At 73.0% G+C, this 25,532-nt stretch carries 28 protein-coding genes; 14 read left to right on the top strand and 14 right to left on the bottom strand.

Annotated features, from left to right (window positions below; genetic code table 11):
* Positions 1-21 precede the first annotated feature (21 nt).
* Complete coding sequence (locus tag D7I43_RS17660; RefSeq protein WP_120329625.1) at positions 22-528, top strand: DUF402 domain-containing protein; 507 nt, start codon at positions 22-24, stop codon at positions 526-528.
* A gap of 21 nt (positions 529-549) precedes the next feature.
* Here D7I43_RS17660 and sigJ read toward each other — a convergent pair whose 3' ends face one another.
* Positions 550-1,515 carry an RNA polymerase sigma factor SigJ gene (gene sigJ, locus D7I43_RS17665; protein WP_120329750.1) on the bottom strand — a complete coding sequence of 322 codons (966 nt, stop codon included), beginning with the start codon at positions 1,513-1,515 and terminating at the stop codon, positions 550-552.
* 266 nt (positions 1,516-1,781) lie between these two features.
* Between sigJ and D7I43_RS17670 the strand changes: the two genes are divergently transcribed.
* From D7I43_RS17670 to D7I43_RS17680, 3 genes are all read left to right on the top strand, one after another.
* Positions 1,782-2,786: a PPK2 family polyphosphate kinase gene (locus D7I43_RS17670; RefSeq protein ID WP_120329626.1), complete on the top strand. Its 1,005-nt coding sequence runs from the start codon at positions 1,782-1,784 to the stop codon at positions 2,784-2,786.
* Between the two features lie 118 nt (positions 2,787-2,904).
* Positions 2,905-3,531 (top strand): DUF47 domain-containing protein, encoded by a 627-nt coding sequence (locus D7I43_RS17675; RefSeq protein ID WP_076466922.1) that lies wholly within the window; start codon positions 2,905-2,907, stop codon positions 3,529-3,531.
* 4 nt (positions 3,532-3,535) lie between these two features.
* Positions 3,536-4,543, top strand: a complete 1,008-nt coding sequence (locus D7I43_RS17680; protein WP_120329627.1) for an inorganic phosphate transporter — start codon at positions 3,536-3,538, stop codon at positions 4,541-4,543.
* Positions 4,544-4,591: 48 nt separating this feature from the next.
* Here the strand turns inward: D7I43_RS17680 and D7I43_RS17685 are convergent, their stop codons facing one another.
* Positions 4,592-5,560 (bottom strand): Gfo/Idh/MocA family protein, encoded by a 969-nt coding sequence (locus D7I43_RS17685; RefSeq protein WP_120329751.1) that lies wholly within the window; start codon positions 5,558-5,560, stop codon positions 4,592-4,594.
* A 70-nt stretch (positions 5,561-5,630) separates the two neighbouring features.
* Here D7I43_RS17685 and D7I43_RS17690 point away from each other — a divergent pair, with 70 nt between their 5' ends.
* Entirely contained in the window at positions 5,631-6,464 is an 834-nt protein-coding gene (locus D7I43_RS17690; RefSeq protein WP_120329628.1) for an NUDIX hydrolase, read from the top strand.
* Positions 6,465-6,555: 91 nt separating this feature from the next.
* Here D7I43_RS17690 and D7I43_RS17695 read toward each other — a convergent pair whose 3' ends face one another.
* Positions 6,556-7,512, bottom strand: a complete 957-nt coding sequence (locus tag D7I43_RS17695) for a helix-turn-helix transcriptional regulator (protein WP_120329629.1) — start codon at positions 7,510-7,512, stop codon at positions 6,556-6,558.
* Between the two features lie 62 nt (positions 7,513-7,574).
* Between D7I43_RS17695 and D7I43_RS17700 the strand changes: the two genes are divergently transcribed.
* The gene (locus tag D7I43_RS17700; RefSeq protein ID WP_120329630.1) at positions 7,575-8,762 is read left to right on the top strand and encodes an epoxide hydrolase family protein; all 1,188 of its coding nucleotides are present in this window, start codon (positions 7,575-7,577) and stop codon (positions 8,760-8,762) included.
* Between the two features lie 84 nt (positions 8,763-8,846).
* On the opposite strand, the gene pstB is transcribed toward D7I43_RS17700, so the two are convergent.
* The 7 genes from pstB to D7I43_RS17735 form a co-directional block, all read right to left on the bottom strand.
* A complete protein-coding gene (gene pstB, locus D7I43_RS17705; protein ID WP_120329631.1) occupies positions 8,847-9,623 on the bottom strand; it encodes a phosphate ABC transporter ATP-binding protein PstB in 777 nt (258 codons plus the stop codon).
* A 20-nt stretch (positions 9,624-9,643) separates the two neighbouring features.
* On the bottom strand, positions 9,644-10,732 hold the full coding sequence (gene pstA / locus D7I43_RS17710) for a phosphate ABC transporter permease PstA (RefSeq protein ID WP_120329632.1): 1,089 nt from the start codon (positions 10,730-10,732) through the stop codon (positions 9,644-9,646).
* Entirely contained in the window at positions 10,729-11,820 is a 1,092-nt protein-coding gene (gene pstC / locus D7I43_RS17715) for a phosphate ABC transporter permease subunit PstC (RefSeq protein ID WP_120329633.1), read from the bottom strand. The genes pstA and pstC overlap by 4 nt, the downstream gene beginning before the upstream one ends.
* A gap of 38 nt (positions 11,821-11,858) precedes the next feature.
* Positions 11,859-12,965, bottom strand: a complete 1,107-nt coding sequence (gene pstS / locus D7I43_RS17720; protein ID WP_120329634.1) for a phosphate ABC transporter substrate-binding protein PstS — start codon at positions 12,963-12,965, stop codon at positions 11,859-11,861.
* Positions 12,966-13,248: 283 nt separating this feature from the next.
* The gene (gene mshD / locus D7I43_RS17725) at positions 13,249-14,175 is read right to left on the bottom strand and encodes a mycothiol synthase (RefSeq protein ID WP_120329635.1); all 927 of its coding nucleotides are present in this window, start codon (positions 14,173-14,175) and stop codon (positions 13,249-13,251) included.
* A 66-nt stretch (positions 14,176-14,241) separates the two neighbouring features.
* Positions 14,242-15,159, bottom strand: coding sequence for a polysaccharide deacetylase family protein (locus D7I43_RS17730; protein ID WP_120329636.1), 918 nt, complete (start codon positions 15,157-15,159; stop codon positions 14,242-14,244).
* Positions 15,160-15,344: 185 nt separating this feature from the next.
* Positions 15,345-16,061, bottom strand: coding sequence for a winged helix-turn-helix transcriptional regulator (locus D7I43_RS17735; RefSeq protein ID WP_192902184.1), 717 nt, complete (start codon positions 16,059-16,061; stop codon positions 15,345-15,347).
* 262 nt (positions 16,062-16,323) lie between these two features.
* Between D7I43_RS17735 and D7I43_RS17740 the strand changes: the two genes are divergently transcribed.
* The 6 genes from D7I43_RS17740 (at position 16,324) to D7I43_RS17760 (ending at position 20,829) form a co-directional block, all read left to right on the top strand.
* A complete protein-coding gene (locus D7I43_RS17740) occupies positions 16,324-17,370 on the top strand; it encodes a hypothetical protein (protein ID WP_120329637.1) in 1,047 nt (348 codons plus the stop codon).
* A 102-nt stretch (positions 17,371-17,472) separates the two neighbouring features.
* Positions 17,473-18,255 (top strand): LmeA family phospholipid-binding protein, encoded by a 783-nt coding sequence (locus tag D7I43_RS17745; protein ID WP_120329638.1) that lies wholly within the window; start codon positions 17,473-17,475, stop codon positions 18,253-18,255.
* Positions 18,256-18,372: 117 nt separating this feature from the next.
* Entirely contained in the window at positions 18,373-18,450 is a 78-nt protein-coding gene (locus tag D7I43_RS34270) for an Ms5788A family Cys-rich leader peptide (protein WP_311202345.1), read from the top strand.
* Between the two features lie 209 nt (positions 18,451-18,659).
* Positions 18,660-19,508, top strand: coding sequence for a sulfurtransferase (locus tag D7I43_RS17750; RefSeq protein ID WP_120329639.1), 849 nt, complete (start codon positions 18,660-18,662; stop codon positions 19,506-19,508).
* A gap of 1 nt (position 19,509) precedes the next feature.
* A complete protein-coding gene (locus tag D7I43_RS17755; protein WP_120329640.1) occupies positions 19,510-19,833 on the top strand; it encodes a DUF1416 domain-containing protein in 324 nt (107 codons plus the stop codon).
* 153 nt (positions 19,834-19,986) lie between these two features.
* A complete protein-coding gene (locus D7I43_RS17760) occupies positions 19,987-20,829 on the top strand; it encodes a hypothetical protein (RefSeq protein ID WP_120329641.1) in 843 nt (280 codons plus the stop codon).
* Between the two features lie 166 nt (positions 20,830-20,995).
* Here D7I43_RS17760 and D7I43_RS17770 read toward each other — a convergent pair whose 3' ends face one another.
* The 3 genes from D7I43_RS17770 to D7I43_RS17780 form a co-directional block, all read right to left on the bottom strand.
* Positions 20,996-23,053 (bottom strand): amylo-alpha-1,6-glucosidase, encoded by a 2,058-nt coding sequence (locus D7I43_RS17770; protein ID WP_120329642.1) that lies wholly within the window; start codon positions 23,051-23,053, stop codon positions 20,996-20,998.
* Positions 23,050-23,430, bottom strand: a complete 381-nt coding sequence (locus D7I43_RS17775; protein WP_120329643.1) for an SCP2 sterol-binding domain-containing protein — start codon at positions 23,428-23,430, stop codon at positions 23,050-23,052. The genes D7I43_RS17770 and D7I43_RS17775 overlap by 4 nt, the downstream gene beginning before the upstream one ends.
* 61 nt (positions 23,431-23,491) lie before the next feature.
* A complete protein-coding gene (locus D7I43_RS17780; RefSeq protein WP_120329644.1) occupies positions 23,492-23,866 on the bottom strand; it encodes a DsrE family protein in 375 nt (124 codons plus the stop codon).
* A gap of 12 nt (positions 23,867-23,878) precedes the next feature.
* Here D7I43_RS17780 and mtfM point away from each other — a divergent pair, with 12 nt between their 5' ends.
* Both mtfM and D7I43_RS17785 read left to right on the top strand, forming a co-directional pair.
* Entirely contained in the window at positions 23,879-23,983 is a 105-nt protein-coding gene (mtfM, locus tag D7I43_RS34105; RefSeq protein ID WP_275670844.1) for a small membrane protein MtfM, read from the top strand.
* A gap of 55 nt (positions 23,984-24,038) precedes the next feature.
* Positions 24,039-24,644, top strand: a complete 606-nt coding sequence (locus tag D7I43_RS17785; protein ID WP_120329645.1) for a heme-binding beta-barrel domain-containing protein — start codon at positions 24,039-24,041, stop codon at positions 24,642-24,644.
* Here the strand turns inward: D7I43_RS17785 and D7I43_RS17790 are convergent.
* Positions 24,625-25,509: an aminotransferase class IV gene (locus D7I43_RS17790; protein ID WP_120329646.1), complete on the bottom strand. Its 885-nt coding sequence runs from the start codon at positions 25,507-25,509 to the stop codon at positions 24,625-24,627. The two genes, D7I43_RS17785 and D7I43_RS17790, sit on opposite strands and share 20 nt — an antisense overlap.
* Between the last annotated feature and the right edge of the window lie 23 nt (positions 25,510-25,532).

Raw genomic sequence — 25,532 nt, forward strand, 5'->3', positions numbered from 1 at the left:
GTATCGGTTAGGGTGCGACTCATGCCGAGCGACGTGGTCCGCGTGATCTACCGCAAGTACGACGGCAGCGCACACCGCGACTACCCGGCCCGTCGTCTCGCGGAGGACGACCTCGGCGTCTGGCTCGGCGTGACCGCCGGCACCCCGTCGGTCTACCACGGACGGCCGTCGGTGGAGCAGATCCCGTTCGTGCTCCTCGTGCCCCACCACGCCTGGTGGACGGGGATGTTCAACCCGCCGCCGCGCACCAGCGAGGTCTACTGCGACATCGCGAGCCCGGCCCGCTGGGAGTCCGACGACACGGTCCACCTCTACGACCTGGATCTCGACGTGGTCCGGCGACGCGCCACGGGCGCCGTGGAGCTGCGTGACGAGGACGAGTTCGCCGAGCACCGGGTCCGCTTCGGCTACCCGGACGAGCTGGTCGCCGAGGCGGAGGCGGCGGCCCGCTGGCTCTTCGCCGCGCTCGGCGACGGCACCGAGCCCTTCGCCACCTCGTACCGGAAGTGGCTGGCCCTGGTCGTCTGAGCCGCTGACCCCCGCGGGCCGTCACAGGCGGGGCGGCCAGGCGTCCGTCGGGTCGAGCGGCGGCAGGTCCGCGAGCTTCTCCGGATTGGCCTGGTTGAAGATGCCGGTGATGCGGCCGTCGTGCACCGCGAACGCGGTGACCATCCGCATCGGCCGGCCGTCGGTGTCCCGCGCGTCCACCCGCAACCCGAGCGCGCCGTCGACCAGCACCGGCCGGGCCAGCACGCGGTGCCCGTGGCGCCCGGCCCGGTCGAGGATGCCGAGGGTGAAGCGACCGACCGCGACGGCCCCCACCACCGGCCGGCGGGCCGTCGGGAAGTGCCCGTTGCTGTCGCCGACGAAGACGACGTCCGGGGCGAGCAGCGCGACGAGACGTTCCAGCTCGCCCGACTCGGCGGCGGCGACGAACGCCGCCACCACGCGCCGGTGCTCGACCGGATCGGCGGTGTGCCGGGGAGCCTCCGGCGCGCTCACGGCGCGGCGGGCGCGGGAGGCGAGCTGCCGGGCGGCCGCCTCGGTGGTGCCCAGCACGTCGGCGACGCGGGCGAACGGCAGGGCGAACACGTCGTGGAGGACGAACGCGACCCGCTGTTCCGGCGAGAGCCGGTCGAGCACCACCAGCAGGGCGGTGCCGACCTGGTCGGTGCGGACCGCCCGCTCGGCCGGGTCGGGGGCGAAGCCGTCGCTGCCACCGCCGCTGTCCAGCGGCGTCACGATCGGTTCGGGCAGCCACTGGCCGACGTACGCCTCGCGGCGCACCCGGGCGGACCGGAGCACGTCGAGGCAGATGCGCGCGCAGGTGGTGGTCAGCCAGCCGCGCAGATCGCGGATCTCGGCGCGGGCGGCCGGGTCGGCGAGGGCGCTCGCGTACCGCAACCAGGTCTCCTGCACGGCGTCCTCGGCGTCGCTGCGGCTGCCGAGCATCCGGTGGGCCGCGAGCAGCAGCCGTCCCCGTTCGGCCTCGAACTCCGTCGCCAGATCCCGCACCACGTGCTCCTCCCGCCGGGCGTGGCCACCGGCTCCCGACCCGGGCACCGGCCCGGCGTCCGGCGGACATCCTCCCGCCCACTGGACACGCTCGCGGCGCACGATGTGACCGGTAGCGGGTGTGACCTGCGCCACGCTCCAGGCGGCGACCCTGGTCATCCGGCACCGAGGCCCGGTCGTCGCGGCCGCGCCGAGCCGTGGCGGACCGTCGGACGGTCGCGCCCGCTCGGCGAGCGGACGCGCCACCGCTGGGCGATGATCCGGGGGTGAGCGCACCTCGGCCGACGGAGATCGTGCCGCCCACTGGGCGGCTGCGGGAGCTGCTGCGGGTGGCGGCGCCGGTCGACCTCGGCGCGATCGACCCGCGGTCCACGCCGGGTCTGCCGGGCGCGGACGTGACCGGTGAGCACCGCAAGGCCTGGGCGCGGGACCAGGTCCGGCTGATCGGTGCCGAACTGGGCCGGCAGCAGGAGATGCTCTACGCGACGGCGAAGGCCGCCGAGGGCCTTCCCGGGCCCGTGGACGGCTCCGGCACCCTGGCCGCCAGCGGGGCGGCGCACGGGCCCGTGCGGCGGCTGCTGCTCGTGCTCCAGGCGATGGACTGCGGCGGCAAGGACGGCACGATCAAGCGGGTGGCCGGCGCCATGAACCCGCTCGGCCTGCACATCCGCTCGTTCGGTCCCCCGACGGCCGAGGAGTTGCGGCACGACTTCCTGTGGCGGATCCGCCGGGCCCTCCCGCCACCGGGCTACGTCGGGATCTTCAACCGCTCCCACTACGAGGACGTGCTGGTGGCGCGGGTCGAGGGCCTGGTGCCGGAGGCCGCCTGGCGGGCCCGGTACGACGAGATCAACGCCTTCGAGCGGGAACTCGCCGGGGCGGGGGTGACGCTCGTGAAGGTGATGCTGCACATCTCGTACGCGGAGCAGGGTGAGCGGCTGCTCGAACGGCTGGACGACCCGCGCAAGCACTGGAAGTACAACCCCGCCGACGTCGACGCGCGGTCGCGTTGGGACGACTACCAGGCCGCGTACGCCGAGGCGCTGGGCCGGTGCGGCACGGACGCCGCGCCCTGGTTCGTGGTGCCGGCCGACCGGAAGTGGTACCGGGACTGGGCGGTGGCGCATCTGCTGCGCGAGACGTTCGACACTCTCGCCCTCGGGTATCCGGCCGCCGGTTTCGACGTGGCGCGGGAGCGGGAGCGGCTTCGTTCCGGGGCAGTGGGGGACAGGAGAGACGCCCGAGGTGAACGGCAGGTGAACGACCGATGAATGCGGCCTGGCCAGGGGTGGGCCGGGAATTTCCCGCCTCTGCCGTTCCCTAGCATTCCCAGGGCAGGCGTCCCGGCGGCGTCCGCCACCCTTCCACCGACACGACGAGGTCCGTGCAGTGAAGTTTTCCTTCCGCCCCACCGAGGGTGCCTTCTACGAGCTCTTCACCAGGGCCGCGCAGAACCTGGTCCGGGGCACCGAGCTGCTCAACGAGCTGGCGTTGCCCGGGGTCGAGGTGCAGTCGGTCAGCGAACGGCTCACCGAGGTGGAGCACGACAGCGACCAGATCACCCACGAGCTGTACAAGAAGATCAACTCCACCTTCATCACGCCCTTCGACCGGGAGGACATCTACCGGCTCGGCTCGTTGCTCGACGACGTGATGGACCACCTCGAGGCGGTGGGGAACCTTCTCTACCTGTACGGCCTGACCAAGCTGCCCTCCCTGCCGCGGGAGATGCACGAGCTGGTCAACGTGCTCGACCAGCAGGCGAAGCTGACCGCCGAGGCGATGCCGCGGCTCAAGTCGATGAAGGATCTCGAGGACTACTGGATCGAGTGCAACCGGCTCGAGAACGACGGCGACCAGGCGTACCGGATGCTGCTGGTCCGCCTCTTCTCCGGTGAGTACGACGCGCTCACCGTGCTGAAGATGAAGGAGGTCGCCGACGAGCTGGAGGCCGCCTGCGACGCCTTCGAGCACGTGGCCAACACGGTCGAGACCATCGCGGTCAAGGAGTCCTGATCCTGTGACACCCGAACTCATCGCCGTGCTGGCGGTGATCGCGGTCGCCCTGGCGTTCGACTACACCAACGGCTTCCATGACGCCGCCAACGCGATCGCGACCAGCGTCTCCACCCGCGCCCTGACACCCCGGGTCGCTCTCCTGCTGGCCGCGGTCGGCAACTTCGTCGGCGCCCACTTCGGCGCCGGCGTGGCGAAGACGGTCGGGGACGGTCTCGTCACACTCCCCACCGGCGTGGGCAGTCTGGGCGTGGTCTTCGCCGGCGTGCTCGGTGCCATCGCCTGGAACCTGATCACCTGGTACTTCGGCCTGCCGTCGTCCTCGTCGCACGCGCTCTTCGGCGGCCTGGTCGGCGCCACCCTGCTCGCGGTCGGTGGCGTGGTCCAGTGGATGAACATCGTCGAGAAGGTCATCCTCCCGATGGTGCTCTCGCCGATCGTCGGCCTCACGCTGGGCTACGTGCTGATGCTCGCGCTGCTCTGGCTGTTCCGGAGGGGCCAGCCGGGCAAGCTGAACCGCGGCTTCCGCTGGGCGCAGACCGCGTCGGCGGCGGCCATGTCCGTCGGCCACGGCATGCAGGACGCCGCCAAGACCATGGGCATCGTGGTGCTCGCCCTCTACACGGGCGGCTTCCAGGAGAGCAAGACGCACATCCCCGGCTGGGTCTTCTGGACGTCCGCCACCATGCTGGCGCTCGGCACGTACGCCGGTGGCTGGCGGATCATCCGCACCCTCGGCCGCAAGATCATCGACCTGGGCCCGCCGGAGGGCTTCGCGGCCGAGACGGTCGCCAGCTCGGTGCTCTACTTCAACGCCCTGGTGCTGCACGCCCCCATCTCCACCACGCACACGATCACCTCGGCGATCATGGGCGTGGGCGCGACGAAACGCCTCTCCGCGGTGCGCTGGAACGTCGCCGGCAACATCGTGGTCGCGTGGGTCGTCACGTTCCCCGCGGCGGCGCTGATCGCCTGCCTCACCTACCTGGTGGTCCGCCCGCTCTTCGGCTGAGCCACGTCGACAGGGGCCCCGGTGGCACGCGTGCCACCGGGGCCCCTCTCAGACGTAGTCGACGCCGATCTGACCGCGGATCGTGTCGAGCAGGGCCATCACCTCGAGAGTCGCGGAGTGCGGCACGAGCGGGCTCTCCAGGGCGCCCTCCGCCAGGCAGCGCTGCACCTCGATCGCCTCGTACTGGTATCCGCCCCCGGTGAGGTCGGCGGGGATCGTCTCCGGCTCGGCGCCCGCCCGGTGCAGCGTCAGCGAGTCGGGCCGGAAGAACAGCGAGGGCAGGTCGATCCGGCCCGCGGTGCCGGTGACCGAGGCGACCACCGGGGTGGCGCCCACGATGCCGCAGCTCAACGTCGCGACCGCGCCCGAGTCGTAGCCGAGGACGATGCCCGTGTTCTCGTCGACGCCCTCCGGGCTGATGGTGGCCCAGGACCGGACGTGCCGGGGCACCCCGAGCAGCAGGTGCGCGAGGCTCACCGGGTAGACGCCGAGGTCGAGCAGGGCGCCGCCGCCCAGCACCCGGGCGCGCATCCGGTGCTCGGGCGGGAACGGCCCGGCGACGCCGAAGTCGGCCTGGACGCTCGTGACCGTCCCGATGGCGCCGTCGGCGATCAGCTCGACCATGCGCAGGATCAGCGGGTTGGTCCGCATCCACATGGCCTCCATGAGGAAGACACCGGCGGCGCGGGCGGTCTCGATCAGCTCGGTGCTGGTCGCCAGGTCGAGGGTGAACGGCTTCTCCAGCAGCACGGCCTTGCCGGCGGACAGGCACACCATGGCGGCCTCGTGGTGCGCGGCGTGCGGGGTGGCCACGTACACCACGTCGACGTCCGGGTCCGCCGCCAGTTCGGCCCACGAGCCGTACGCCCGCGGCACGTCGTGCCGCTCGGCGAACAGCTTCGCGCTCTCGGCGGTGCGCGAACCGACCGCGACCAGTTCGGCGCCCGGCACCAGCCGCAGGTCTTCGGCGAAGCGGCCGGCGATGTGGCCGGTGGCGAGGATCCCCCAACGAGTCATGGCGGCCACGCTAGTCCAGCCCGGCCGGCGACCGGTCATCCGTTCCGGGGGCCGGGACTAGGCTCACGTCATGACCATCCACCGCGACGGCTTCCCGGCCCCGCCGGCCCTCCAGGAGCACGCCCGGCGGTTCCGGGCCGAGGGCGGCGTGCCGGCGGTGCCCCGGGTGGCGGCTACCGTGCTGCTGCTCCGCCCGGCGGGCGCCGACTTCGAGGTGTACCTGATCCGCCGGGTCGCGGCGATGACCTTCGGCGGGATGTACGCCTTCCCCGGCGGCGGTGTGGACCGGTCGGACTCGCAGACCCACCTGGACTGGGCCGGCCCGGCGCCGGCCGACTGGGGTACGCGGCTGGGGCTCGCCCCCGACGCGGCGCAGGCGGTCGTCTGCGCCGCCGCCCGCGAGGTCTTCGAGGAGGCGGGGGTGCTTCTCGCCGGCGCGGACGCGACGAGCGTCGTCGGTGACGTGAGCGGCGACGACTGGGAGAGCGCCCGGGTGGCGCTGGAGCAGCGCCGGTCGGGCTTCGCCGAGTTCCTCGCCGAGCGGGGGCTGACCCTCCGGTCCGACCTGCTGCTGCCGTGGAGCCGGTGGATCACGCCGGAGTTCGAGCCGCGCCGCTTCGACACGTACTTCTTCGTGGCGCTGCTGCCGGAGGGACAGCGGACCCGTGACGTGTCCGGCGAGGCCGACCGGACGCTGTGGGTGCGTCCCGCGGACGCCGTGACCCGGGCGGAGGCGGGCGAGCTGGCCATGCTGCCGCCGACGCTCGTGACGCTCGGGGAGGTGGCGGCCGCCGGTGACCTGTCCGGCGTGGTCCGCGCCGCCGCCGTGCGGGACGCCGCCACCCCGGTGACCCCCACCCTGGAGTTCACCGAGGACGGCGCGGCACGCTTCGTCCTCCCCTGACCCGGAGGCCCTGCGCGATCTTGCACTTTCTGCCCCGGCAAACCGGGGCACAAGCCGCGATCCGGGGGCCGAAACTGCAAGATCGCGGGGGTCAGGGGGCTGCGCGCAGGTAGCGCGTGCCCAGGGTGCGCAGGAGGTCGGCCAGCTCCGGCGGATCCTGGACGGTGAAGTCGGCGTCGAGCAGGCCCAGCCAGACCGCCACCGTCTCCAGCCGGTCGGCACCGGTGTGCAGGAGGCAGCTCCGCGCGTCGACCGGCTCGACGGTGCCGACGGCCGGGTTGATCCGCTCGGCGACCACCTCGGCCGGCGCGTGCACCAGCACCCGGGCGCGGTGCCGCCACGCCGCCGAGGAGACCCCGCGCCGGACCCGGTCCACCACGTCCTCGGGCAGCTCCCGGGCCGGGAAGCGGGGGCCGGTGGGCGTACGCGGGGTGATCCGGTCCGCCCGGAACGTCCGCCAGTCGTCCCGCCCCGGGTCGAACGCCACGAGGTACCAGCGCCGCCCCCAGTTGACCAGCCGGTACGGCTCGACGTCCCGCCGGTCGGCCGTGCCGTCGTGCCGGACGTAGTCGAAGCGCAGCCGCTCCCGGTCCCGGCAGGCGGCGCTGATCGTGCTGAGCGTGTCCGCGTCCACCGTCGGGCCGGGCGCGTCGTGGGGCACCCGCACGGTGTGGGTGTGCAGCGCGTTCACCCGGCGGCGCAGCCGGTGGGGGAGGACCTGTTCCAGCTTCGCGAGCGCGCGCAGGGAGGTCTCCTCGATGCCGGCGACGCTTCCACCGGCGGCGGTGCGTAGCCCGACGGCCACCGCGACGGCCTCCTCGTCGTCGAGCAGCAGCGGGGGCAGCGCGGCGCCCGCCCCGAGTCGGTACCCGCCGACCGCGCCACGGGTCCCGTGCACCGGGTAGCCCAGGCTGCGCAGCCGCTCCACGTCGTTGCGGACGGTCCGGGTGCTCACCGACAGCCGCTCGGCCAGCTCGGTGCCGGTCCACTCGCGCGGGGTCTGCAACAGCGACAGCAGGCGCAGCAGTCGCGCCGAGGTCTCCAACATTCCTGGAATTCTGCCAGTGCATTAGGAACGGACTGTTCCTAATTGATCTCTACGGTGATGGCATGGCTGACAACACCGCGATCGTTCCGTTCCGCATCGACGTCCCCCAGGCCGACCTCGACGACCTCGCCGACCGGCTGGCCCGCACCCGCTGGGCCGAGGAACTGCCCGCCGACCCCGCCGCCACCCCGGCCGGTCCGGTTCCGCCGGGCTGGGAGTACGGCGTCCCGGTCGGCTACGTGAAGCGCCTCGTCGAGCGGTGGCGGACGACGTACGACTGGCGCGCGTGGGAGGCGAAGCTCAACGCGTACCCACAGTTCACCACCGAGATCGACGGGCAGACCGTGCACTTCCTGCACGTCCGCTCGCCCGAACCGGGCGCCACCCCGCTGATCCTCACGCACGGCTGGCCGACGACGGTCGTCGAGTGGCTGGACGTGATCGGGCCGCTCACCGACCCGCGGGCCCACGGCGGCGACCCGGCGCACGCGTTCCACCTGGTCATCCCGTCGGTCCCCGGCTTCGGCTTCTCCGGTCCCACCCGGGAGCGGGGCTGGAACAGGTTCCGCGTCGCCCGGGCCTGGGCCGAGCTGATGCGCCGCCTCGGGTACGAGCGCTACGGCGCGGCCGGCAACGACCTCGGCGCGTTCGTCAGCCCGGAGGTGGGCCGCGCCGACCCGGAGCACGTGCTCGGCGTGCACGTCAGCCAGATCTTCTCGCTGCCGTCCGGCGACCCCGACGAGCTGGCCGCGCTCACGGAGGAGGAGCGGGGCAAGGTGGCCTTCGCCGAGTGGTTCGTGCAGCGGCGCGGCGGCTACGACCGGCTGCACTCGACCGAGCCGCAGAACGTCGCGCACGCGCTGGCCGACTCGCCGGCCGGCCTGCTGGGGTGGCTGGCCCAGCTGATGGGGGAGCAGCTCGATCCCGACTACGTCCTGGTCAACGCGACGATCTACTGGCTGACCAACACCGCGGCCTCATCGGCCCGCTACTACTTCGAGGACGCCGAGGTGGTGCCGCCGACGCAGAAGGTCAACGGTCGTGGCACCACGCCGTTGGAGCCGACCACGGTGCCGCTGGGCCTCGCGAACTTCGCGTGGGACTTCCAGTCGATCCGCACGCTGGCCGAGCGGGACCACAAGAACATCGTCTCCTGGCACACGTACGACCGGGGCGGCCACTTCGCCGCCCACGAGGCGCCCGACCTGCTGGTCGACGACCTGCGCGGCTTCTTCGCCACGCTGGGCTGATCCCGCTCGCGGGGCTTCCGCCCGGACGGGGCGCCCGGGCGCCACGAGGGGCGCCGGTCGACACGACCGGCGCCCCGGAACGGCTCAGCCGAAGCGGCCCGTGATGTAGTCCTCGGTCTTCTTCTGGCTCGGGTTGCTGAAGATCTTCTGCGTGCTGTCGTACTCGATGAGCCGGCCGGGCTCACCGGTCTTGTCGATCGAGAAGAACGCCGTCCGGTCCGAGACCCGGGCGGCCTGCTGCATGTTGTGCGTCACGATGATGATCGTGAACTTGTCCTTCAGCTGGAAGATCAGGTCCTCGATGGCCAGCGTGGAGATCGGGTCGAGCGCCGAGCAGGGCTCGTCCATGAGCACCACCTGCGGCTCGACGGCGATCGTCCGGGCGATGCAGAGCCGCTGCTGCTGACCGCCGGAGAGGCCCGCGCCCGGCTTGCCGAGCCGGTCCTTCACCTCGTCCCAGAGGTTCGCCGAGCGCAGCGCCTTCTCGGCCGCCTCGTCGAGGATGGACTTCTTCCGTACGCCGTTGAGGCGCAGCCCGGCCACGACGTTCTCGTAGATGCTCATCGTCGGGAACGGGTTGGGCCGCTGGAACACCATGCCGATCATGCGCCGGACGGCCGTGACGTCCACGTCGCGGTCGTAGATGTCCTGGTCGTCGATGGTGAGGCTGCCCTCGACCCGCGCGCCCGGGAGCACCTCGTGCATCCGGTTGATCGAGCGGAGGAACGTGGACTTGCCGCAGCCGGACGGGCCGATGAGGGCGGTGACGGTCTTCGGCTCGACGGTGAGGTTGATGTTCTCGATCGCCTTGAAGGCGCCGTAGTAGGCGGTGACGTTCGAGGCTTCGATGCGCTTGGCCATGGTGGTGGTACCTCCGGGGTTCATCGGCCGAGGCGGTTACGGCGGGCCAGCAGCTTCGCCGCGATCGTCAGGACCAGGACGAGGGCGACCAGGGTGAGGGCGGCGGTCCACGCCCGGGCGGGGGCGTACCGCGACGCGTCGCCGGCCTGCTGGTAGACGAAGAGGGCCAGCGACGACTGGTTGTTCTCGAAGGCGTTGAAGTTGATGGCCGCACCGCCGCCGGCGACGAGCAGCACCGGCGCCGTCTCGCCGGCCGCGCGGGCGATGGCGAGCATGACGCCGGTCACGATGCCCGGCAACGCCGTCGGCAGCACGACCCGCAGGATGGTCTTCCACTTGGGCACGCCGAGGGCGTACGCCCCCTCCCGCAGCGGCGCCGGGACGAGGCGGAGCATCTCCTCCGTCGAGCGGACCACGGTGGGGAGCATGAGCACGCTCAGGGCGAGCGCGGCGGCGAAACCGGAGAAGCTCGGCCGGCCGTCGTTGAACCAGGGCGACACGATCAGCACCCAGAAGGCCAGCACGAAGAGGCCGGCGACGATCGACGGGATGCCCGTCATGACGTCCACGAAGAAGCGGATCGCGAAGGCGAAGCGACCCCGGCCGTACTCGACCACGTAGATGGCGCAGAGGACGCCGAGCGGGACGGTGATCAGGGTGGCGATGCCGACCTGCTCCAGCGTGCCGACGATCGCGTGGTACGCGCCGCCCTCCGGGTCCCGGGCCCCGATGTTGTTCATCGAGGTGAGGAAGAAGTTCCCGTCGAGCCGGTCGACGCCGTTGCTGAGCAGCGTCCAGACGACCGACGCGAGCGGCAGGACGGCGAGGACGAACGCCGAGTGGATGAGCGCGCTCCAGGTGCGGTTGCGCGCCGAACGACGGCCCTCGACCGCGTTCGCCGCGGCGAAGAGGCCGACCAGGTAGAGCAGCGCCCCGACCACCACGACGAGCACCGCGCCGCCGATGCCGGTGCCGTACACGACGGCGGCGGCGACCAGCAGGGCGGCCAGCGCGATGGCCGGCGCGGCGTACCGCGGCAGTCGCTTGGCCCGCAGGCTGTCCGGCTGCGCGGCCGGGCGGGGCCGGTGGGTGGTGACGGTGGTGGTCATGCGGCCGACTCCGTGAACTCCCGCCGGCGGTAGATGATCGCCCGGGCGGTGATGTTGACGATCAGCGTGATGGCGAACAGCACCAGGCCGGAGGCGATCAGCGCGCCCCGCCCGGTCTCGTTGGCCTCGCCGAACGCGTTGGCGATGTTCGCGGCGATGGTGTTGCCGCCGTTCTGGATCAGGTTGAACGAGATGCCGAACGTGATGCCGAGGGTCATCGCGAGGGCGATGGTCTCGCCGAGCGCGCGGCCCAGGCCGAGCATCACGGCGGCGATGATGCCGGGCCGCCCGTACGGCAGGACGGCCGTGCGGATCATCTCCCAGCGGGTGGCGCCCAGGGCGAGGGCCGCCTCCTCGTTCGCGGTGGGCGTCTGGAGGAACACCTCGCGGGACAGCGAGGTGATGATCGGCAGCACCATGATCGCGAGGACGAGGGCGCCGAGCAGGATCGACCGTCCGAAGGGCCCGTCGCCGCCGAAGATCGGCAGCCAGCCGAAGTACGTGTTGAGCCAGACCGAGAAGTCCCGGACCGGGTTGATGAAGACGTCCCGGCCCCAGAGGCCGAAGACCACGCTCGGCACGGCGGCGAGCAGGTCGATGAGGAAGCCGAGTGCGGTGCCGACCCGGCGTGGCGCGTAGTGCGAGAGGTAGAGCGCGATGCCCAGCGCCACCGGCACCGCGATCAGCAGGGCCAGCGCGGAGCTCAGCACGGTGCCGAACGCGAGCGTGCCGATGCCGAACTTCGGCTCGGTCTCGTTGGGTGACCAGCCCTCGTAGGTCCAGAAGTTCTCGGTGTCGGCGCGCAGCGCCGGCACCGCCTTCGCGATCAGGAAGATCGCGATGGCCGCGATGATGACCAGCACGGCGGCGCCGGCGGCCATCGAGAGGCCGCGGAAGGCCCGCTCGGCGCCGAACTTGCGGGCCCGGGGCAGGGCGCCGCCGCCGCCCAGCCCGCTGCCGCCCGGGGTACGGGTGCTCACTGGTGCCTCGGCCACACGCGCCGAGGCACCGGCGGGCCACTCGTGACTCTGGGTCACGCGGGTCCCGCCGGTGCCGGCGTCGGCCGAGCGGTGGGGGGTTTCACCCATCTGCTCGCTCGATTCGGTTGCGGAGGTGGTGTGTCAGGTCAGGAGATGTTCTGGACGGCGGCCTCGACCTTGGTGCGGACCGACTCCGGCAGCGGGGCGTAGCCCAGCTCGGTCAGAGAGGCCTGGCCCTCGGTGCTGGCGGCGTAGCTGAGCAGGCCCTTGACCAGCGGCAGCTTGTCGGCGGCGAGGCCCTTGCTGCAGACGATCTCGTAGGTCGCCAGGACGATCGGGTAGGCCCCGGCCTCCTTGGTGTTGTAGTCGATCGACAGCTTGAGGTCGTCGCCCTGGCCCTCGATCTTGGCCCCGGCGATGGTCTTGCCGGCGTTCTCGGCGGTCAGCTCGGCGAACTCGCCGTTGCCGTTACCGATCTTGGCCATCTTGAGGCCGGCGTTCTCGGCGAACGACCACTCCATGTAGCCGATGGAGCCGTCCGCGCCCTTCACGGAGCTGGCCACGCCGTCCGAGCCCTTGGAGCCGGTGCCGCCCGGGGCCTTCCACGCCTTGGCCTTGCCGAACGTCCAGTCGGCCTCGGCGGTCTTGCTCAGGAAGTTGGTGAAGTTGTCGGTGGTGCCCGACTCGTCCGACCGGTGCACCGTCTGGATCGTCGTCGACGGCAGGGTGGCGCCCGGGTTGTCGGCCTTGATGGCCGGGTCGTCCCACTTGGTCACCTTGCCGGCGAAGATCTTCGCCAGGGTGGCGGGCTTGAGCTGGAGGTTGTCCACGCCGCTCACGTTGTAGGCCACGGCCACCGGGCCGATCACCATCGGCAGGTGGATGGCCTTGCCGCCCACGCACTTGGCGTCGGCCTGCGGCTGCTCCTCCGGCTTGAGCGCGGAGTCGGAGCCGGCGAAGTCGGCGGTGCCGGCGATGAAGGCCTGGATGCCCGCGCCGGAGCCGCTGGGCTCGTAGTTGATGGTCGAGCCGGAGCACTTCTGCTGGTACGCCTTGATCCACTCGGCCATGGCGTTCTTCTGGGCTGAGGAGCCCTGGGCGTTGACCGTGCCGGTGGCGCAGTCGACCGCGGCGGCCGAGCCGGAGGCGCTGGCACCGGTCGCCGGCTCGTTGTTGTCCGAGCCGCATGCACTGAGAGCGAGCGTCGCGGTAAGAGCGAGGCAGGCAAGCGCGCCGTGCCGCTGGAGCTTCACCTGAGGGGTTTCCCTTCACGTCTGACTTGGCGCCCCGGTGGTCGCCCGGGGGACCGGCAGTGACCGGCTGATTCCACAAGCTAGGAGCGCCAGGTAGCCGGCTCGCCGGTCGCAAGTGAACGAGGGGTGAACACGTTCGGCAGAGGAGGTGACGGCACGCTGAGGGTGAGTTGTCCGTTACGTGAACTGGCAGGCATGTGTCGGAACTATGCGTATATTTCCGGTCCTGCCCGGGTGCGGTGACGCTGCCCGGCACGGACCGGGCCCACGGGCGGGACCGCCGTCAGCCGAGCTGGTAGTTCACGTGCGCGGACCAGCGCAGGAAGCCGGTCCGCTCGTAGAGGGCCACGGCGGGAGCGTTCGACTCGTCGACGTAGAGCATCACGCGGTCGAGGCCGCGCCGGTCCCGCAGGTACGCGAGCCCGGCCGCGGTCAGCGCCCGGCCCAGACCGCCGCGGTGCGCCGACGGGTCCACCCCCAGCACGTACACCTCGCCCATGCGGGCCGAGCCCGGCCGCTCGTGCACCTTGGTCCAGTGGAAGCCGAGCAACTGCCCCGTCGACTCGTCCACGGCGAGCAGGAAGCCGGCCGGGTCGAACCACGGCTCGGCGAGCCGTACGCGCAGGTCGTCGGCGGTCCACCGACCCTGCTCGGGGTGGCTGGCGAAGGCCCGGGCGTTGAGCGCGAGCCAGTCGGCGTCGTCGACGCCGGGCCGGAAGGCGCGCAGCGCCACCCCCTCGGGCAGGCGCGGCTCGTCCACCGGGGCGGCCAGCGACCGGCGCAGCTGCCAGAGCACCCGGGCCCGGGCGAAGCCCAGGTCGACCGCGAGCGCGGCGGCCGACGGGTGGTCGCCGTGCGCCCAGGCCCGCAGCGGACCACCGGCCGCGGCCAGTACGCCCCGGGCGAGCGCCCGGCCCGTGCCCCGCCGCCGGTACGCCGGGTGCACCACCAGCTCGACCCCGATCCCGCCGGCGGGGTCGGTGGTGTCCAGGTGGGCGTACCCGGTCAGCGTCCCGTCCTCGGCCCGGGCGGTGAGGTGCACGGCCGGGGCGTCGGGGTCGCGCAGTCGCAGCAGCACGTGCTCGTCGAGAGGGTCGGCGCCGTCGGTGTCACCCGCCGCCGCGGCGAGCGCCAGGACGTCGGTGATCTCCTCGGGGGTCAGCCGGTCGGCGCGGGTCACACCGTCGGCGACGGGCTCGGCACTGCTCACCGGTTCACCCTAACCGGCCCGCCCCGGCCGGCCGCCGCCTCCCGGCGTCCCGGGTGGACGGCCCGCTCACGTCGTGTCGGTGGGCAGCGCCTCCAGCTCGAACCGGGCGGCCAGCTGGGGAAGGATCTGCCACAGCGCGTCCACCGTGCCCTGCCGGTCGCCGCCGGCGTCGTGCATGAGGACGATCGAGCCGGGCCCGACCTGGGACAGGACGGTCGAGGCGATCTTGCGCGCCCCCGGCGCCTCCCAGTCCGACGGGTCCACGTCCCAGTGCAGCGGCGCCATGCCGAGTGCGCGCGCCGCCGACACCACCGGATAGGTCCAGGCCCCGCCGGGCTGGCGGTACCAGACGATCGGCGCGTCGGGCACCGCCGCCCGGATCGCCTGGTTGGTGCGGATCAGGTCGGCGCGGATCTGGTCCGGCGAGCGCTTGCCGAGGGTGACGTCGTGGTTCCAGGAGTGGTTGCAGAGGGTGTGGCCGTCGGCCACGATGGCCTGGACGAGGTCGGGGTGGCTCTGCGCCATCTCCCCGACCACGCAGAAGGTGGCCCGTACGCCGTGCGAGCGCAGCGCGGCGAGGACCTGGGGCGTGTACCGCGGGTCGGGCCCGTCGTCGAACGTCAGCGCCACGCGGTCGTCGCCGGTGCGTACGTGCGCGCCGAAGAGGGTCTCGTCGACGGCGTCCCCGGCGCGGTCCGACGCGGTCGGGGAGGGGCTGGCGGAGCTCCCCTCCTGGCCGGCCTGCTCCGGCCCGGTCGGGTCGGCTGGCGGCTGGTCCGCGTAGTGGCTGCCGTCCAACTGCCCGGTGGCCCCGGTGGCGCTGTGCCGTGGCCGGTCGGGGATCAGGCTCCGGCCGAGCGCGTACGCCGAGCTGAGCAGCGCGACCGCCACGACGGCGGCCACCACTGCCGCGCGTGCGGTCGAGCCGGGCCGCAGCAGTGCCCGTAACCGGTCGGTCCGCCAGAGTCCGCCCCCCGTGGCCATCGCACGCACCGCCGCCCTTCATTCGCAAGCCCGGCGATCAGGATAAAGCCGTCTACCTGCGCAAATAGGGCATACAACGAATATCCCCCGAGAGGGGGTGCGGCAACGGGAGAACCGGCGGTCAGACCGGCAGGGCGGGGCGCCGCCGACGGGCGGACCGGCCGCCGCACACGCTTCGCCGGCGGTCAGACCGGCAGGGGCGCGGGCTCCGCGTCGGGCAGCGGGCGCGACGGCGGGACCACGAACTTGTAGCCCACCTGGCGTACCGTCCCGATCATCGACTCGTACTCGGAGCCGAGCTTGGCCCGCAGCCGCCGGACGTGCACGTCCACGGTCCGGGTGCCGCCGAAGTAGTCGTACCCCCAGACCTCGCGCAGGAGCTGGTCCCGGGTGAACACGCGGCCCGGGTGCTGCGCGAGGAACTTCAGCAGCTCGAACTCCTTGTAGGTGAGGTCGAGCGGGCGGCCCTTCAGCTTCGCGGCGTACGTGTCCGGGTCGATGGTCAGCTCGCCGGCCCGGATCGAGCCGCCGGCCGCCACCGCGCTGCTGAGTCGTCCCACCGCGAGCCGCAGCCGCGCCTCCACCTCGGCCGGCCCGGCCGAGGCGAGGATGACGTCGTCGACACCCCAGTCGGCGTTCAACGCGATGAGCCCGGCCTCGGTGACCACCGCGACCAGCGGCACGCCCAGGCCGGTGGCGTGCAGCATGCGGCAGGTCGCGCGGGCCTCGGTCAGTTCGGAGCGGGCGTCCACCAGGACGGCGTCGGGGCTCGGGCCGGCGACCAGCGTGCGGACGTCCCGCGGCGCGGTGCGGACCGAGTGGGGCAGCAGGTCGAGTGCCGGCAGCACGGCGGACGGCTCACCTGCGCGGGCGCTCACCAGCAACAGGATCTCCACGATCACCTCCGTCCCGGCGGCCCGGAGGGCCGCGCGCGACCAGCGGCACTCCGTGTGGAATGCGCTGCATACAACGTGGGTCCCGGCGTCGCTGACGGGCGGGGTAGCGGCTTGAGCGTAACCGATGGGTCGGTCGCCGCCCGCCGGCCATTTCCCGTTTGTGCACTTTGCCCGCGATCAGGGCTCAGGTTTTAACGTTGCCGAAACCGTGACCCCGCCGGGGCGGGCAGCCCCCCGCGGCGGGCCGCCGGTCTGGCACGATCGGGGCGTGTATCCCTCCACCTCGCCCGAGACCGGCCGTGACCCGTGGTCCGACGGGCCCCGGCCCGGGCCGTCCTACGGCCCGCCGCCGGCGCCCCGCAGCGGCTCCGGCGCCGACGACGGTGAACGCCCGGAGCGCGGCCCCCGCCGGGCCCGGCGCGGCGGTGAGCCGGCCCGCCGACCCGACGTCGAGGTCGCCGCCGAGCCGGACGAGGAGCCGGTGGCACGGGTCGAGGTGCGCCGGCCGCTCGCGCTCGCCGTCGCCGGGTTCTCCGCGCTGCTCGGTGTCGGCCTGGTGCTCGGGGCGCAGACCTCCGGGCCGGGCCACCGGTTGCCCTTCGCGATCGTCATCGTCGGTGTCCAGCTGCTGTTCGTGCTGGCCTGGGCGATGGCCATGCGTCCCCCGGCGATGCTGCTGGTCGCGCTGGTCAGCGCCGGGGTGGCCGTGGTCGCCGACGTCGCCGCGGTGCGGTCCGACGTGGCCGGGCTGGCGCCGCTGGGGTACGCCGCCGCCGGCGGCTTCATCCTCGCCGTGCTCGGCCAACTGGTGCGCCGGGTCGACCGGGTGCGGGTGACCGACTCGCTCGGCAGCACCCTGCTGATCGTGGTGGGGGTCGTCGCCTTCGGCACGCTCATCGTGCTGAGCCGGATCCCGGCCGGCACCCAGGCGATCACCGTCTGCCTGACCGCCAGCGGTGTGGCGCTGACCGTCGCCCGGCTGACCGACGCCGTGGCCCCCTGGCCCCGGCTCGCCCCGCAGGTGCCTCGCGGCGCGGCCGGCGTGGTCGGCGGCGCGATGCTCGGCACGCTGGTCAGCGCGGTCCTCGGCAGCTACCTGGTCACCCCGTTCACCCCGACGCGCGCCGCCGTCATCGGCCTCGTGGCGGCCGTCGTCGCCGTGCTGGCCGACCTCGCCGTCGGGTACGCCGAGGCGGGCCGGCTGATGGCCGGCGAGCAGCCGACGATGTGGGTGGCGCGGCACATGCAGGGTCCCCTCGGCGGGTTCGCGCTGGCCGCCCCGGCGGCGTACGCCATGTGCATGCTGTTCCTCTGAACGTACGGTTGAGCGCGGAAGCGGTCGGGTACAACCCGGACGCCGCGACGCGGCGGACGGGTGCGGAACGGGCCGCGAGGCGGCGACGGACAGGAGGCGGGCGTGGCGCAGGCGGCGTACGAGGAACGTCCCCGGCGGCGCGGGCGCAGGGCGCTCGTGGTGCTCGTGGTGCTGCTCCTGCTGCTGGTCGGGCTTCTCGTGGTCGCCGACCGGGTGGCCGTCGGGGTGGCCGAGCGGGCCATCGCCGACCAGGTCCGGCAGGAGGTCGCGAAGCAGGACGCCCAGTCCTCGCCGCCGGAGGTCGAGGTCGGCGGGTTCCCGTTCCTGACCCAGGTGCTCGACGGTCGCTACCAGCACATCTCCATCGTGCTGCGCGAGGTGCGCGGCTCGGTGCAGGGTGACGCCATCAGCCTGCCGAGGCTCGACATCGACGCCCGCGACGTGCGGGCGTCGCTCGACACGCTCCGTTCCGGGCAGGGCGAGGTGGTCGCGGAGCGGGTGACCGGCACGGGCACCATCAGCTACGACAGCCTGGCGGCGCTGCTCGACCGTCCCGGTCTCAAGCTGAGCGAGCAGGGCGGCAAGCTCGCCGTCACCGCGCCGGTGGACTTCCTCGGCCAGACGTTCACCATCACCGGCACCGCCGACGTGACGGTCGGCGAGCAGGGGAAGGTCAGCCTGCGCTTCGCCGACCTGACCGCCGAGGGCCTGCCCGACGTGCCGCTGGCCCGTCAACTGCTGACCAACTACGCCCGGTCCATCTCGATCGACGTACCCCTTCCGGAGCTGCCCTTCCAGCTCACCGTGCGCGAGGTCCGCCCGCTGCCGGAGGGGCTGACGGTCACCGGCGACGCCACGAACGTCCCCATCAACGCGGCCGGCTGACGCCCGGGCCGCGGTGTCCGCGGAGGGCCGCCCACGGCCGCCCCCGCGGGTCGTCGCCGTCCCGGATGCTGGTCGGGCCGGTGGCGCGGAGCACGCTGGCTGGTAGGCTCCCTGCTCATGGGGACGCTCCTCACCAAACGGCGCGCGGTCGACCTGTGCCGCGTGGCCACCTGCCTGTGTCGCCCCGTCATCTGACGGCGGGGCTGTCCTCGGCCGCCTGACGCGGCCGTCCGCACGCAGGGTCCGCGTACCCTTCGGTGCTTGCACCTCTTCCGCCCGGCAGCGGCGCCGTCGCACGAACCCGTGATCCGTCTCTAACCCAGGGTCCCGCGCGTGGTGCGACAATCACATATCTCGATCTCCGCGCGCTGGCTCACCGTCCATCCTCACCAGGGAGTGATCTGATGAGTCGCGACACCGCACTCGTCTCGGCCGACTGGGCCGAGAAGAACCTCGACACCCCGGGCGTCGTCTTCGTCGAGGTCGACGAGGACACCACCGCCTACGACACCGGCCACATCGCCGGTGCCATCAAGCTGGACTGGAAGAACGACCTGCAGGACCCGGTGCGCCGGGACTTCGTGAACAAGGCGCAGTTCGAGAAGCTGCTGTCCGAGCGCGGGATCGGCAACGACGACACCGTGATCCTGTACGGCGGCAACAACAACTGGTTCGCCGCGTACGCCTACTGGTACTTCAAGCTCTACGGCCACCGCGACGTCAAGCTGCTCGACGGCGGGCGCAAGAAGTGGGAACTCGACGCCCGGCCGCTGGTCAAGGACGTGGTGACCCGCCCGGCCACGCAGTACGTGGCGCAGGAGCCGGACACCTCGATCCGCGCGTTCCGCGACGAGGTGGTGGCCGCCATCGGCACGAAGAACCTGGTCGACGTGCGCTCCCCCGACGAGTACGCGGGACGCCTGCTGGCCCCCGCCCACCTGCCGCAGGAGCAGGCGCAGCGGGGTGGGCACATCCCGACGGCCATCAGCGTGCCGTGGTCGAAGGCGGCCAACGAGGACGGCACCTTCAAGTCCGACGACGAGCTGCGCAAGATCTACGCCGACGCGGGGCTCGACGACAGCAAGGAGACCATCGCGTACTGCCGGATCGGCGAGCGCTCCTCGCACACCTGGTTCGTGCTCCAGGAGCTGCTCGGCCACCGCAACGTGAAGAACTACGACGGCTCCTGGACCGAGTACGGCTCGCTGGTCGGCGTGCCGGTCGCGCTCGGCGACGAGCCCGGGGAGGCGTGACATGACCGCTCCCACCGCCGCGGGCTGCGCCGCCCCCGACCAGGCCGCGCCGCTGCCGGCCGGCCTGGACCTCGAGAAGGAGACCGTCATCAGCGGCATCGTCCGCTCCGCCGAGGGCGAGGTCGTGCCGGGCGCGTACGTCCGGCTGCTCGACTCCAGCGGTGAGTTCACCGCGGAGGTCGTCACCTCGGCGGCCGGGCAGTTCCGGTTCTTCGCGGCGCCGGGCAGCTGGACGCTGCGCGCGCTCTCCCGGCACGGCAACGGCGACACCGCCGTGACCGCCGGCCGGGGCATCAACGAGGTGTCCGTCACCGTCGCCGCCTGACCCACGCTCTGATCGTCCGGGGCCGCCCGTCCACCCGACGGGCGGCCCCGGCCGCGTCCGGGCGGCGGCGCCGCCATCCGCAGGGTGAGACCGACCGCGGGCGGGCGTGGGTGCGGGTCGGGGCGGTCGGGCCCGGCGTGTCACGATGGCCGGGTGAGCGGTGGTGTGCAGACGGGGTACGTCCCGCAGACCGGTCCCGGCGCGCCCGCACCCACCCGGCGTCCGTGGCTGATCGTCGCGACCGTCGCCTGGGCGCTGCTGCTCGCGCTGCTGGTCTGGATCTCCGTCCGCGACGACCCGCCCACGGTGCGGGAACAGCGCACGATCGCCGAGGCCGGCCCGGTCGTCGACCGGGCGGCGGGCGAGCTGGTCGCGGCCGGCGGCACCGCCCTCCTGGAGCTGACCCCGGCGCGGGTCGAGCGCGGCTGCCGGGTCACCCCGTTCGCCGCCGGCGCGGTCCTGACCCGGCACGTGTGGCTGGCCGCCGCCGGGGGCGGCGAGCGGGATCTGCTGGAGGGCGTCGCCGACCGGCTGCCGGCGGACTGGCGGGCCGGGGTGCGGATGACGACCGACGGGCTGCGGCTGCGCGCCGACGCCGGCGAGTTCGTGACCGTGACGGGGCGGCCCGTCGGCGACGGCCGGGTCCGGCTGACCGTCGACACGGGCTGCCGGCCGGTCGGCGCCGGCTACACGCCCGCCCCCGCGGCGGCCGGCCCGGAGGCGGGCGTACTCGCCGACGCGCTGCGCGCCCTCGACCGCCCCGACGACCCGGCCCCCGAGGTGGTGACCGCCCCCTGTCCCGGTGGCGGCGTCGCCCGGACCGTACGCGCCGCGGTCGGCCTCGACCCCGGCGCCCTCGCCCCGCTCGCCGCGGACGGCCCGATCCTCGACGGCCCCGAGGCGTACGCGTACCGCGCCGGCTCGGTCACCGTCCTCGCCGACACGACGGCAGACGACCCCCACCTGGCAGCCACCACCCCCTGCCCCCACCCCTGACCCACCCCGCCCGGTCCCCGTCCCCGGCCCCGCCCGCGGCTCCGTCCCGGCGGTCTCGGCCCGTTGATCATGAGGTTATTGCCGCCTGCTCGGCGTGTCGTGGCGATAACTCCATGATCAACGGGCCAGGCGGGGAACGGCGCGGGGACGGGTGGGGGCGGGTGGGTCAGGGGTTGGGGCGGCGGGCGTCGGTGGGGGTACGGCTGCGGCCGAGGGCGTCCACCCGGCCCCAGCGGCCGGGGATGTCGAGCAGTTCGATGCGGCCCATGCCCTCGGGCACGTACGGGTCGATGATGAGGTGCTCACCCTGCGGTTCGAGGCCGAGCATGACCCGGAGCAGGAGCAGCGGGGTCCCCGTCGACCAGGCCTGCGGGCTGCACGCCGTCGGGTACCGGACCGGGTACTCGGTCAGGCTCCGCTCGTAGCCGGCGAACGCCTCGGGCAGGCGGCCGTCGAAGTAGTGGGAGGCGCTCAGCATCGCGTCGCAGATCCGCCCGGCCTCCTCGCGGTAGCCGTACCGCCAGAGGCCCCAGGCGATGATCGAGTTGTCGAACGGCCAGACCGTGCCCACGTGGTAGCCGATCGGGTTGTACCGCCCCTGGTCGTCGCCGAGCGTACGCACACCCCAGCCGGAGAAGAGGCGTGGTCCGAGCAGGTGCTCGACGATCCGCCCGGCCCGGGTCTCGTCCACGATGCCGCTCCAGAGCAGGTGGCCGATGTTCGACGCGAGGGCGTCGACCTGCCGGCCGTCCGCGTCCAGGGCGAGCGCGTAGTACTCCCGGTCGGGGATCCAGAAGTCGTGGTTGAACCGCTGCTTCAGCTCCGCCGCCTCGCGCTCCAGCCGGTCGGCGTACTCCGGGTCGTTCCAGAAGGCACGCGCCAGCCTCGCCCCGCGGATCTTCGCGTCGTACGCGTAGCCCTGGAGTTCGCAGGTGGCCCGGGGGAAGCCGGGCAGGCGGCCGTCGGCGTACGAGATCGAGTCCAGGGAGTCCTTCCAGCACTGGTTGGGCAGCCCGGTCTCCTGGTTGCGGGTCTGGTACCAGATGTAGCCCGTGCCGAGCAGGTCGCCGTAGGTGTCGATCCACTCCAGCGCTCCCCGGACCGCCGATTCGAGCATCAGCACCAGTTGGCTGTCGCCGGTCCACCGCTCGTACTCGTCGACGAGGATGACGAACAGCGGCGTCGTGTCGGCCGACCCGTAGTACGGCGAGTGGGGTTGCTCCTCGAAGCCGGCGGTCTCGCCGTACCGCAGCTCGTGCAGGATCTTGCCGGGCTCCTCGTCCCGGAAGTCGTCGAGGCGGTACCCCTGGAGGCCGGCGAGGATCTGGAGGGTCGGGGGGATCAGCTCGGGCAGGAACGGCAGGACCTGGAGGGACGTGAAGATGCTGTCGCGCCCGAACAGGGTCATGAACCAGGGCAGTCCGGCGGCGAGCAGCCGTACGCCGAGGGCGATCGACTCGTACCGCAGCGCCGCGAGGTCGTTGAGGCTGCACCGGTACGCGGTGGCGAGCGGCTCGCAGTCGCAGCCGAGCTTCGGCGCCCGCTCGATCAGTTCGTTCTGCTCGGCCATGATGGTGGCCACGTCCCGGCTGCCCGCGAACGGGAGGGTGGCCCGGATGTCCTCGCCTCGCGCGCCGTACACGACGGTCGCCACGTGCAGCCGGGTGGTCCACTCGCCGTGCCGCCCGATCCGGATGCGGAACGTCATGCCGGCGACGTCGATCTCGCCCGGTTCGCTGGTGGTTATCGCCACCTCCCGGTGGAAGGCCTCCCGCCGGTAGGTCAGGCGCAGCTCGTTGCCGTTCACGCTGGCTGTCGTGCGGCCCTTCTTCTGCCGGGCGTGCTTGATCTCGAAGACGTCGGCGAAGTCGGCGCCGATGTCGAGCCGGAGGGTGAACTCGACGGTGTCGCCCGAGTGGTTCAGCACCGTCAGCTCCTCGTGGAAGCTGCCGCCGATGGCCCGGCTGCGGATCACCGACACCTTGGCGTCGAGGTAGTGGGTCGGTTCGCCGGGGGCGAGGAAGAACCGGGTGCGGTAGGACTCCGCGTCGTCGATGGAGAGGGCGTGCAGCCGTTCCCCGTTGAGGGTGAGCAGCCAGGTGGAGAGGAAGCGGGTGTCGAAGGAGAAGAGGCCCGTGGGGAAGTCGAACGAGGGCTCGATGTCGCCGCGCCGGTCGGACACCAGGAACGTGTTGCCGTCCAGGATGCTGACCAGGTCCGTCACGCCAGCCGTCCGGTCTGACGCCGAGCGGCCTCGCGGGGGTCGCGGGTGCCCGGCGGGTTGGGGAAGAACCGCCGGAAGGCGAGGAACAGCACCACGTTCCCGCTGAAGGTGCTCTCGTTGCGCAGCACGGCGGCGACGCCCTGGGCCTGTCCGGTGACCAGGCGTTCGAACAGTTCCGCGCTGCTGTACCAGATCGCGTCGGCCGGCCCGCGCTCGCGGCCGACCGCGACGGCGCCGGGCCGCATGCGGACCAGCCAGTGTTCCGTCAGGCCGCCGGTCGTGAGATCGATCTGGAGGGTGCCGCTCACCAGCCCGCGCAGGACCTCGGGCGCGCGCGCCGGCAGCGATTCGAAGAACCGCTCGATCGCCTGGCTCACAAAAGGATCGTAGGCATCAACCCGACATGTCGGGTCAGTATCGGCGGTCCGTGCGTAACGGTCAGTAGACGAGGGCCTGGGCCCCGTCGGCCATGGCCTCCTCGACGAAGACCGCGGCCCCGGCGATCCGCACGCCCGGCAGCACGTCGTCCGGCCCGATCTCGCGGCGCGCCGCGCACTGGGTGCAGGCGGTGACCGTGCCGGAGGCGAGCACCACGTGCAGCAGTTCGGCCAGGGGGGCCGAGTGCGGAAGCGCGAACTCCTCGGCACGCCCGGGCAGGGCGAACCAGGTGGACTCCCCGGTCAGCCAGAGCGACACGGGAACGCCGGCCGCGGCGGCCGTCGCGGCGACCGTGAACGCCTGCGCGCACCGCTCCGGGGCGTCCGCCCCCGCGGTGGCCTTGACGACGAGAGTACGCGCCATGGCGCCCAGCATAGGATGGCCGCGATGGTTACCGAGATCGGGTTCGTCAGCCTGCTGGTCGCCGGCCTGGGCGCGCTCGCCGGTGGCCTGGTGTATCTGGTCGTACGCATCTCGAGAGGAAACTGGTGAGCGCGAGGAGTGAGCTGGGCTCGCGAGCCCCGCAGTCGCGAACGGAGATGCCGCGGTGAGCGCCAATCCGTCGGACGACAACCCGCTGCAGCCGCCTCCGTGGCTGAACGCGCCACCGGTCGACCCGTACCCGTACGAGGAGAGCCACGACCTGCGCGTCGGCCCGAAGCTGCATCCCACGCTGGACGGCCTGCTGCCCTACATCGGGGTGTGGCGCGGCCGCGGCCGGGGCGGCTACCCCACGATCGAGGACTTCGACTTCGCGCAGGAGATCCGGATCAGCCACGACGGCCGGCCCTTCCTGTTCTACGAGTCCCGCGCGTGGATCCTCGACGAGCAGAGCCAACCGGTCCGTCCCGCCGGCCGCGAGGTCGGCTGGTGGCGGCCGGTGCTCGACGGTGAGCGTGCCACCGACGAGCTGGAGGTGCTCATGATGACGCCGACCGGGGTCATGGAGCTGTACCTGGGGCGCCGTACGGGCACGCAGGTCGAGCTGGTGACCGACGCGGTGGTGCGCACGTCGACGGCCAAGGAGGTCACGGCGGGCCACCGGCTGTTCGGCATCGTCGAGGGCGCCCTGCTCTACGCCCAGGAGATGGCCGCGGTGGGCCAGGGCCTCCACCCGCACCTCTCGGCGCGGCTCATCCGGGTGGGCGGCTGAGGCGACCGCCGTCCTCGGGGGGCACCGGGAAGCCGAGGAGTTCCTGCATCGGGGCGGTGTGCGCGCAGCGCGGGCGGCGCTCGCCGTCGAGTGCCGTGACCTCGACGAGGCCGCGTACGGACGAGGTGAACCACACCCCGTCCGCGTCGCGCAGCCCGGCCGGTGTGACCATCCGTTCGGCGGCGGCCAGGCCCAGCTCGCCGGCGTGGTCGAGCAGCCAGCCGGCGGTGGTGCCGGGGAGGATCCCCGTGCTGGCCGCCGGCACGGTGCAGAGCGTGCCCCCGTCCAGCCACACGAGGTTGGCGGTCGGCCCCTCCAGCGCGTACCCGTCGGACGAGACCCAGAGCACGTCGTCGACCCCGGCCCGGCGCGCCCAGCGCCGGGCCGCGGTGCTCACGGCGTACGACGTCGACTTGATCCCCGCGGGCAGCCAGTCGAGCGCGGCCCGGGCCGTCGCCGCCACCCCGAGGGGCAGGGTCGCCACGGTGATCCCGGTCGCCCGGGCCCGGCGGGACGCCGGTGGGACCTCGGCGAGCGTGGCGTAGACGGTGGGCGGCCCCCCGCTCTCCGGGCCCCGCGTGCAGACCAGCCGTAGCGCGCCCTCGACCTCGGGCGGCCATCCCGCGCGGACCGCGTCGAGCAGCCCGACGAGCACGGCCCGGGGCGGCAGCGGCAGCTCGACGGCGGCGGCCGCCCGGGCCAGCCGGGCGAGGTGCGCGTCCCGCAGCCACGGCCGGCCGTCGCGCAGGTGCATGGTCTCGAAGAGCCCGTCGCCGTGCAGCACGCCCCGGTCGTCGCCCCGGAGCACGGGATCGCCGACGGTGACGGCGCCCCGGCCCAGCACGGCGATCCTCGAGGCCACCATGACCGCCGAGCGTAGCGGCGTAC

Source organism: Micromonospora globbae, assembly GCF_003610785.1.
GTDB lineage: Bacteria > Actinomycetota > Actinomycetes > Mycobacteriales > Micromonosporaceae > Micromonospora > Micromonospora globbae.

Coding starts and splice junctions, on each gene's coding strand:
- D7I43_RS17660 (WP_120329625.1), top strand. CDS start 22: ATGCCGAGCGACGTGGTCCGCGTGATCTACCGCAAGTACGACGGCAGC.
- D7I43_RS17685 (WP_120329751.1), bottom strand. CDS start 5,560: ATGACTCGTTGGGGGATCCTCGCCACCGGCCACATCGCCGGCCGCTTC.
- D7I43_RS17690 (WP_120329628.1), top strand. CDS start 5,631: ATGACCATCCACCGCGACGGCTTCCCGGCCCCGCCGGCCCTCCAGGAG.
- D7I43_RS17695 (WP_120329629.1), bottom strand. CDS start 7,512: ATGTTGGAGACCTCGGCGCGACTGCTGCGCCTGCTGTCGCTGTTGCAG.
- D7I43_RS17700 (WP_120329630.1), top strand. CDS start 7,575: ATGGCTGACAACACCGCGATCGTTCCGTTCCGCATCGACGTCCCCCAG.
- pstB (WP_120329631.1), bottom strand. CDS start 9,623: ATGGCCAAGCGCATCGAAGCCTCGAACGTCACCGCCTACTACGGCGCC.
- pstA (WP_120329632.1), bottom strand. CDS start 10,732: ATGACCACCACCGTCACCACCCACCGGCCCCGCCCGGCCGCGCAGCCG.
- pstC (WP_120329633.1), bottom strand. CDS start 11,820: ATGGGTGAAACCCCCCACCGCTCGGCCGACGCCGGCACCGGCGGGACC.
- D7I43_RS17730 (WP_120329636.1), bottom strand. CDS start 15,159: ATGGCCACGGGGGGCGGACTCTGGCGGACCGACCGGTTACGGGCACTG.
- D7I43_RS34270 (WP_311202345.1), top strand. CDS start 18,373: ATGGGGACGCTCCTCACCAAACGGCGCGCGGTCGACCTGTGCCGCGTG.
- D7I43_RS17750 (WP_120329639.1), top strand. CDS start 18,660: ATGAGTCGCGACACCGCACTCGTCTCGGCCGACTGGGCCGAGAAGAAC.
- D7I43_RS17755 (WP_120329640.1), top strand. CDS start 19,510: ATGACCGCTCCCACCGCCGCGGGCTGCGCCGCCCCCGACCAGGCCGCG.
- D7I43_RS17780 (WP_120329644.1), bottom strand. CDS start 23,866: ATGCTGGGCGCCATGGCGCGTACTCTCGTCGTCAAGGCCACCGCGGGG.
- mtfM (WP_275670844.1), top strand. CDS start 23,879: ATGGTTACCGAGATCGGGTTCGTCAGCCTGCTGGTCGCCGGCCTGGGC.
- D7I43_RS17790 (WP_120329646.1), bottom strand. CDS start 25,509: ATGGTGGCCTCGAGGATCGCCGTGCTGGGCCGGGGCGCCGTCACCGTC.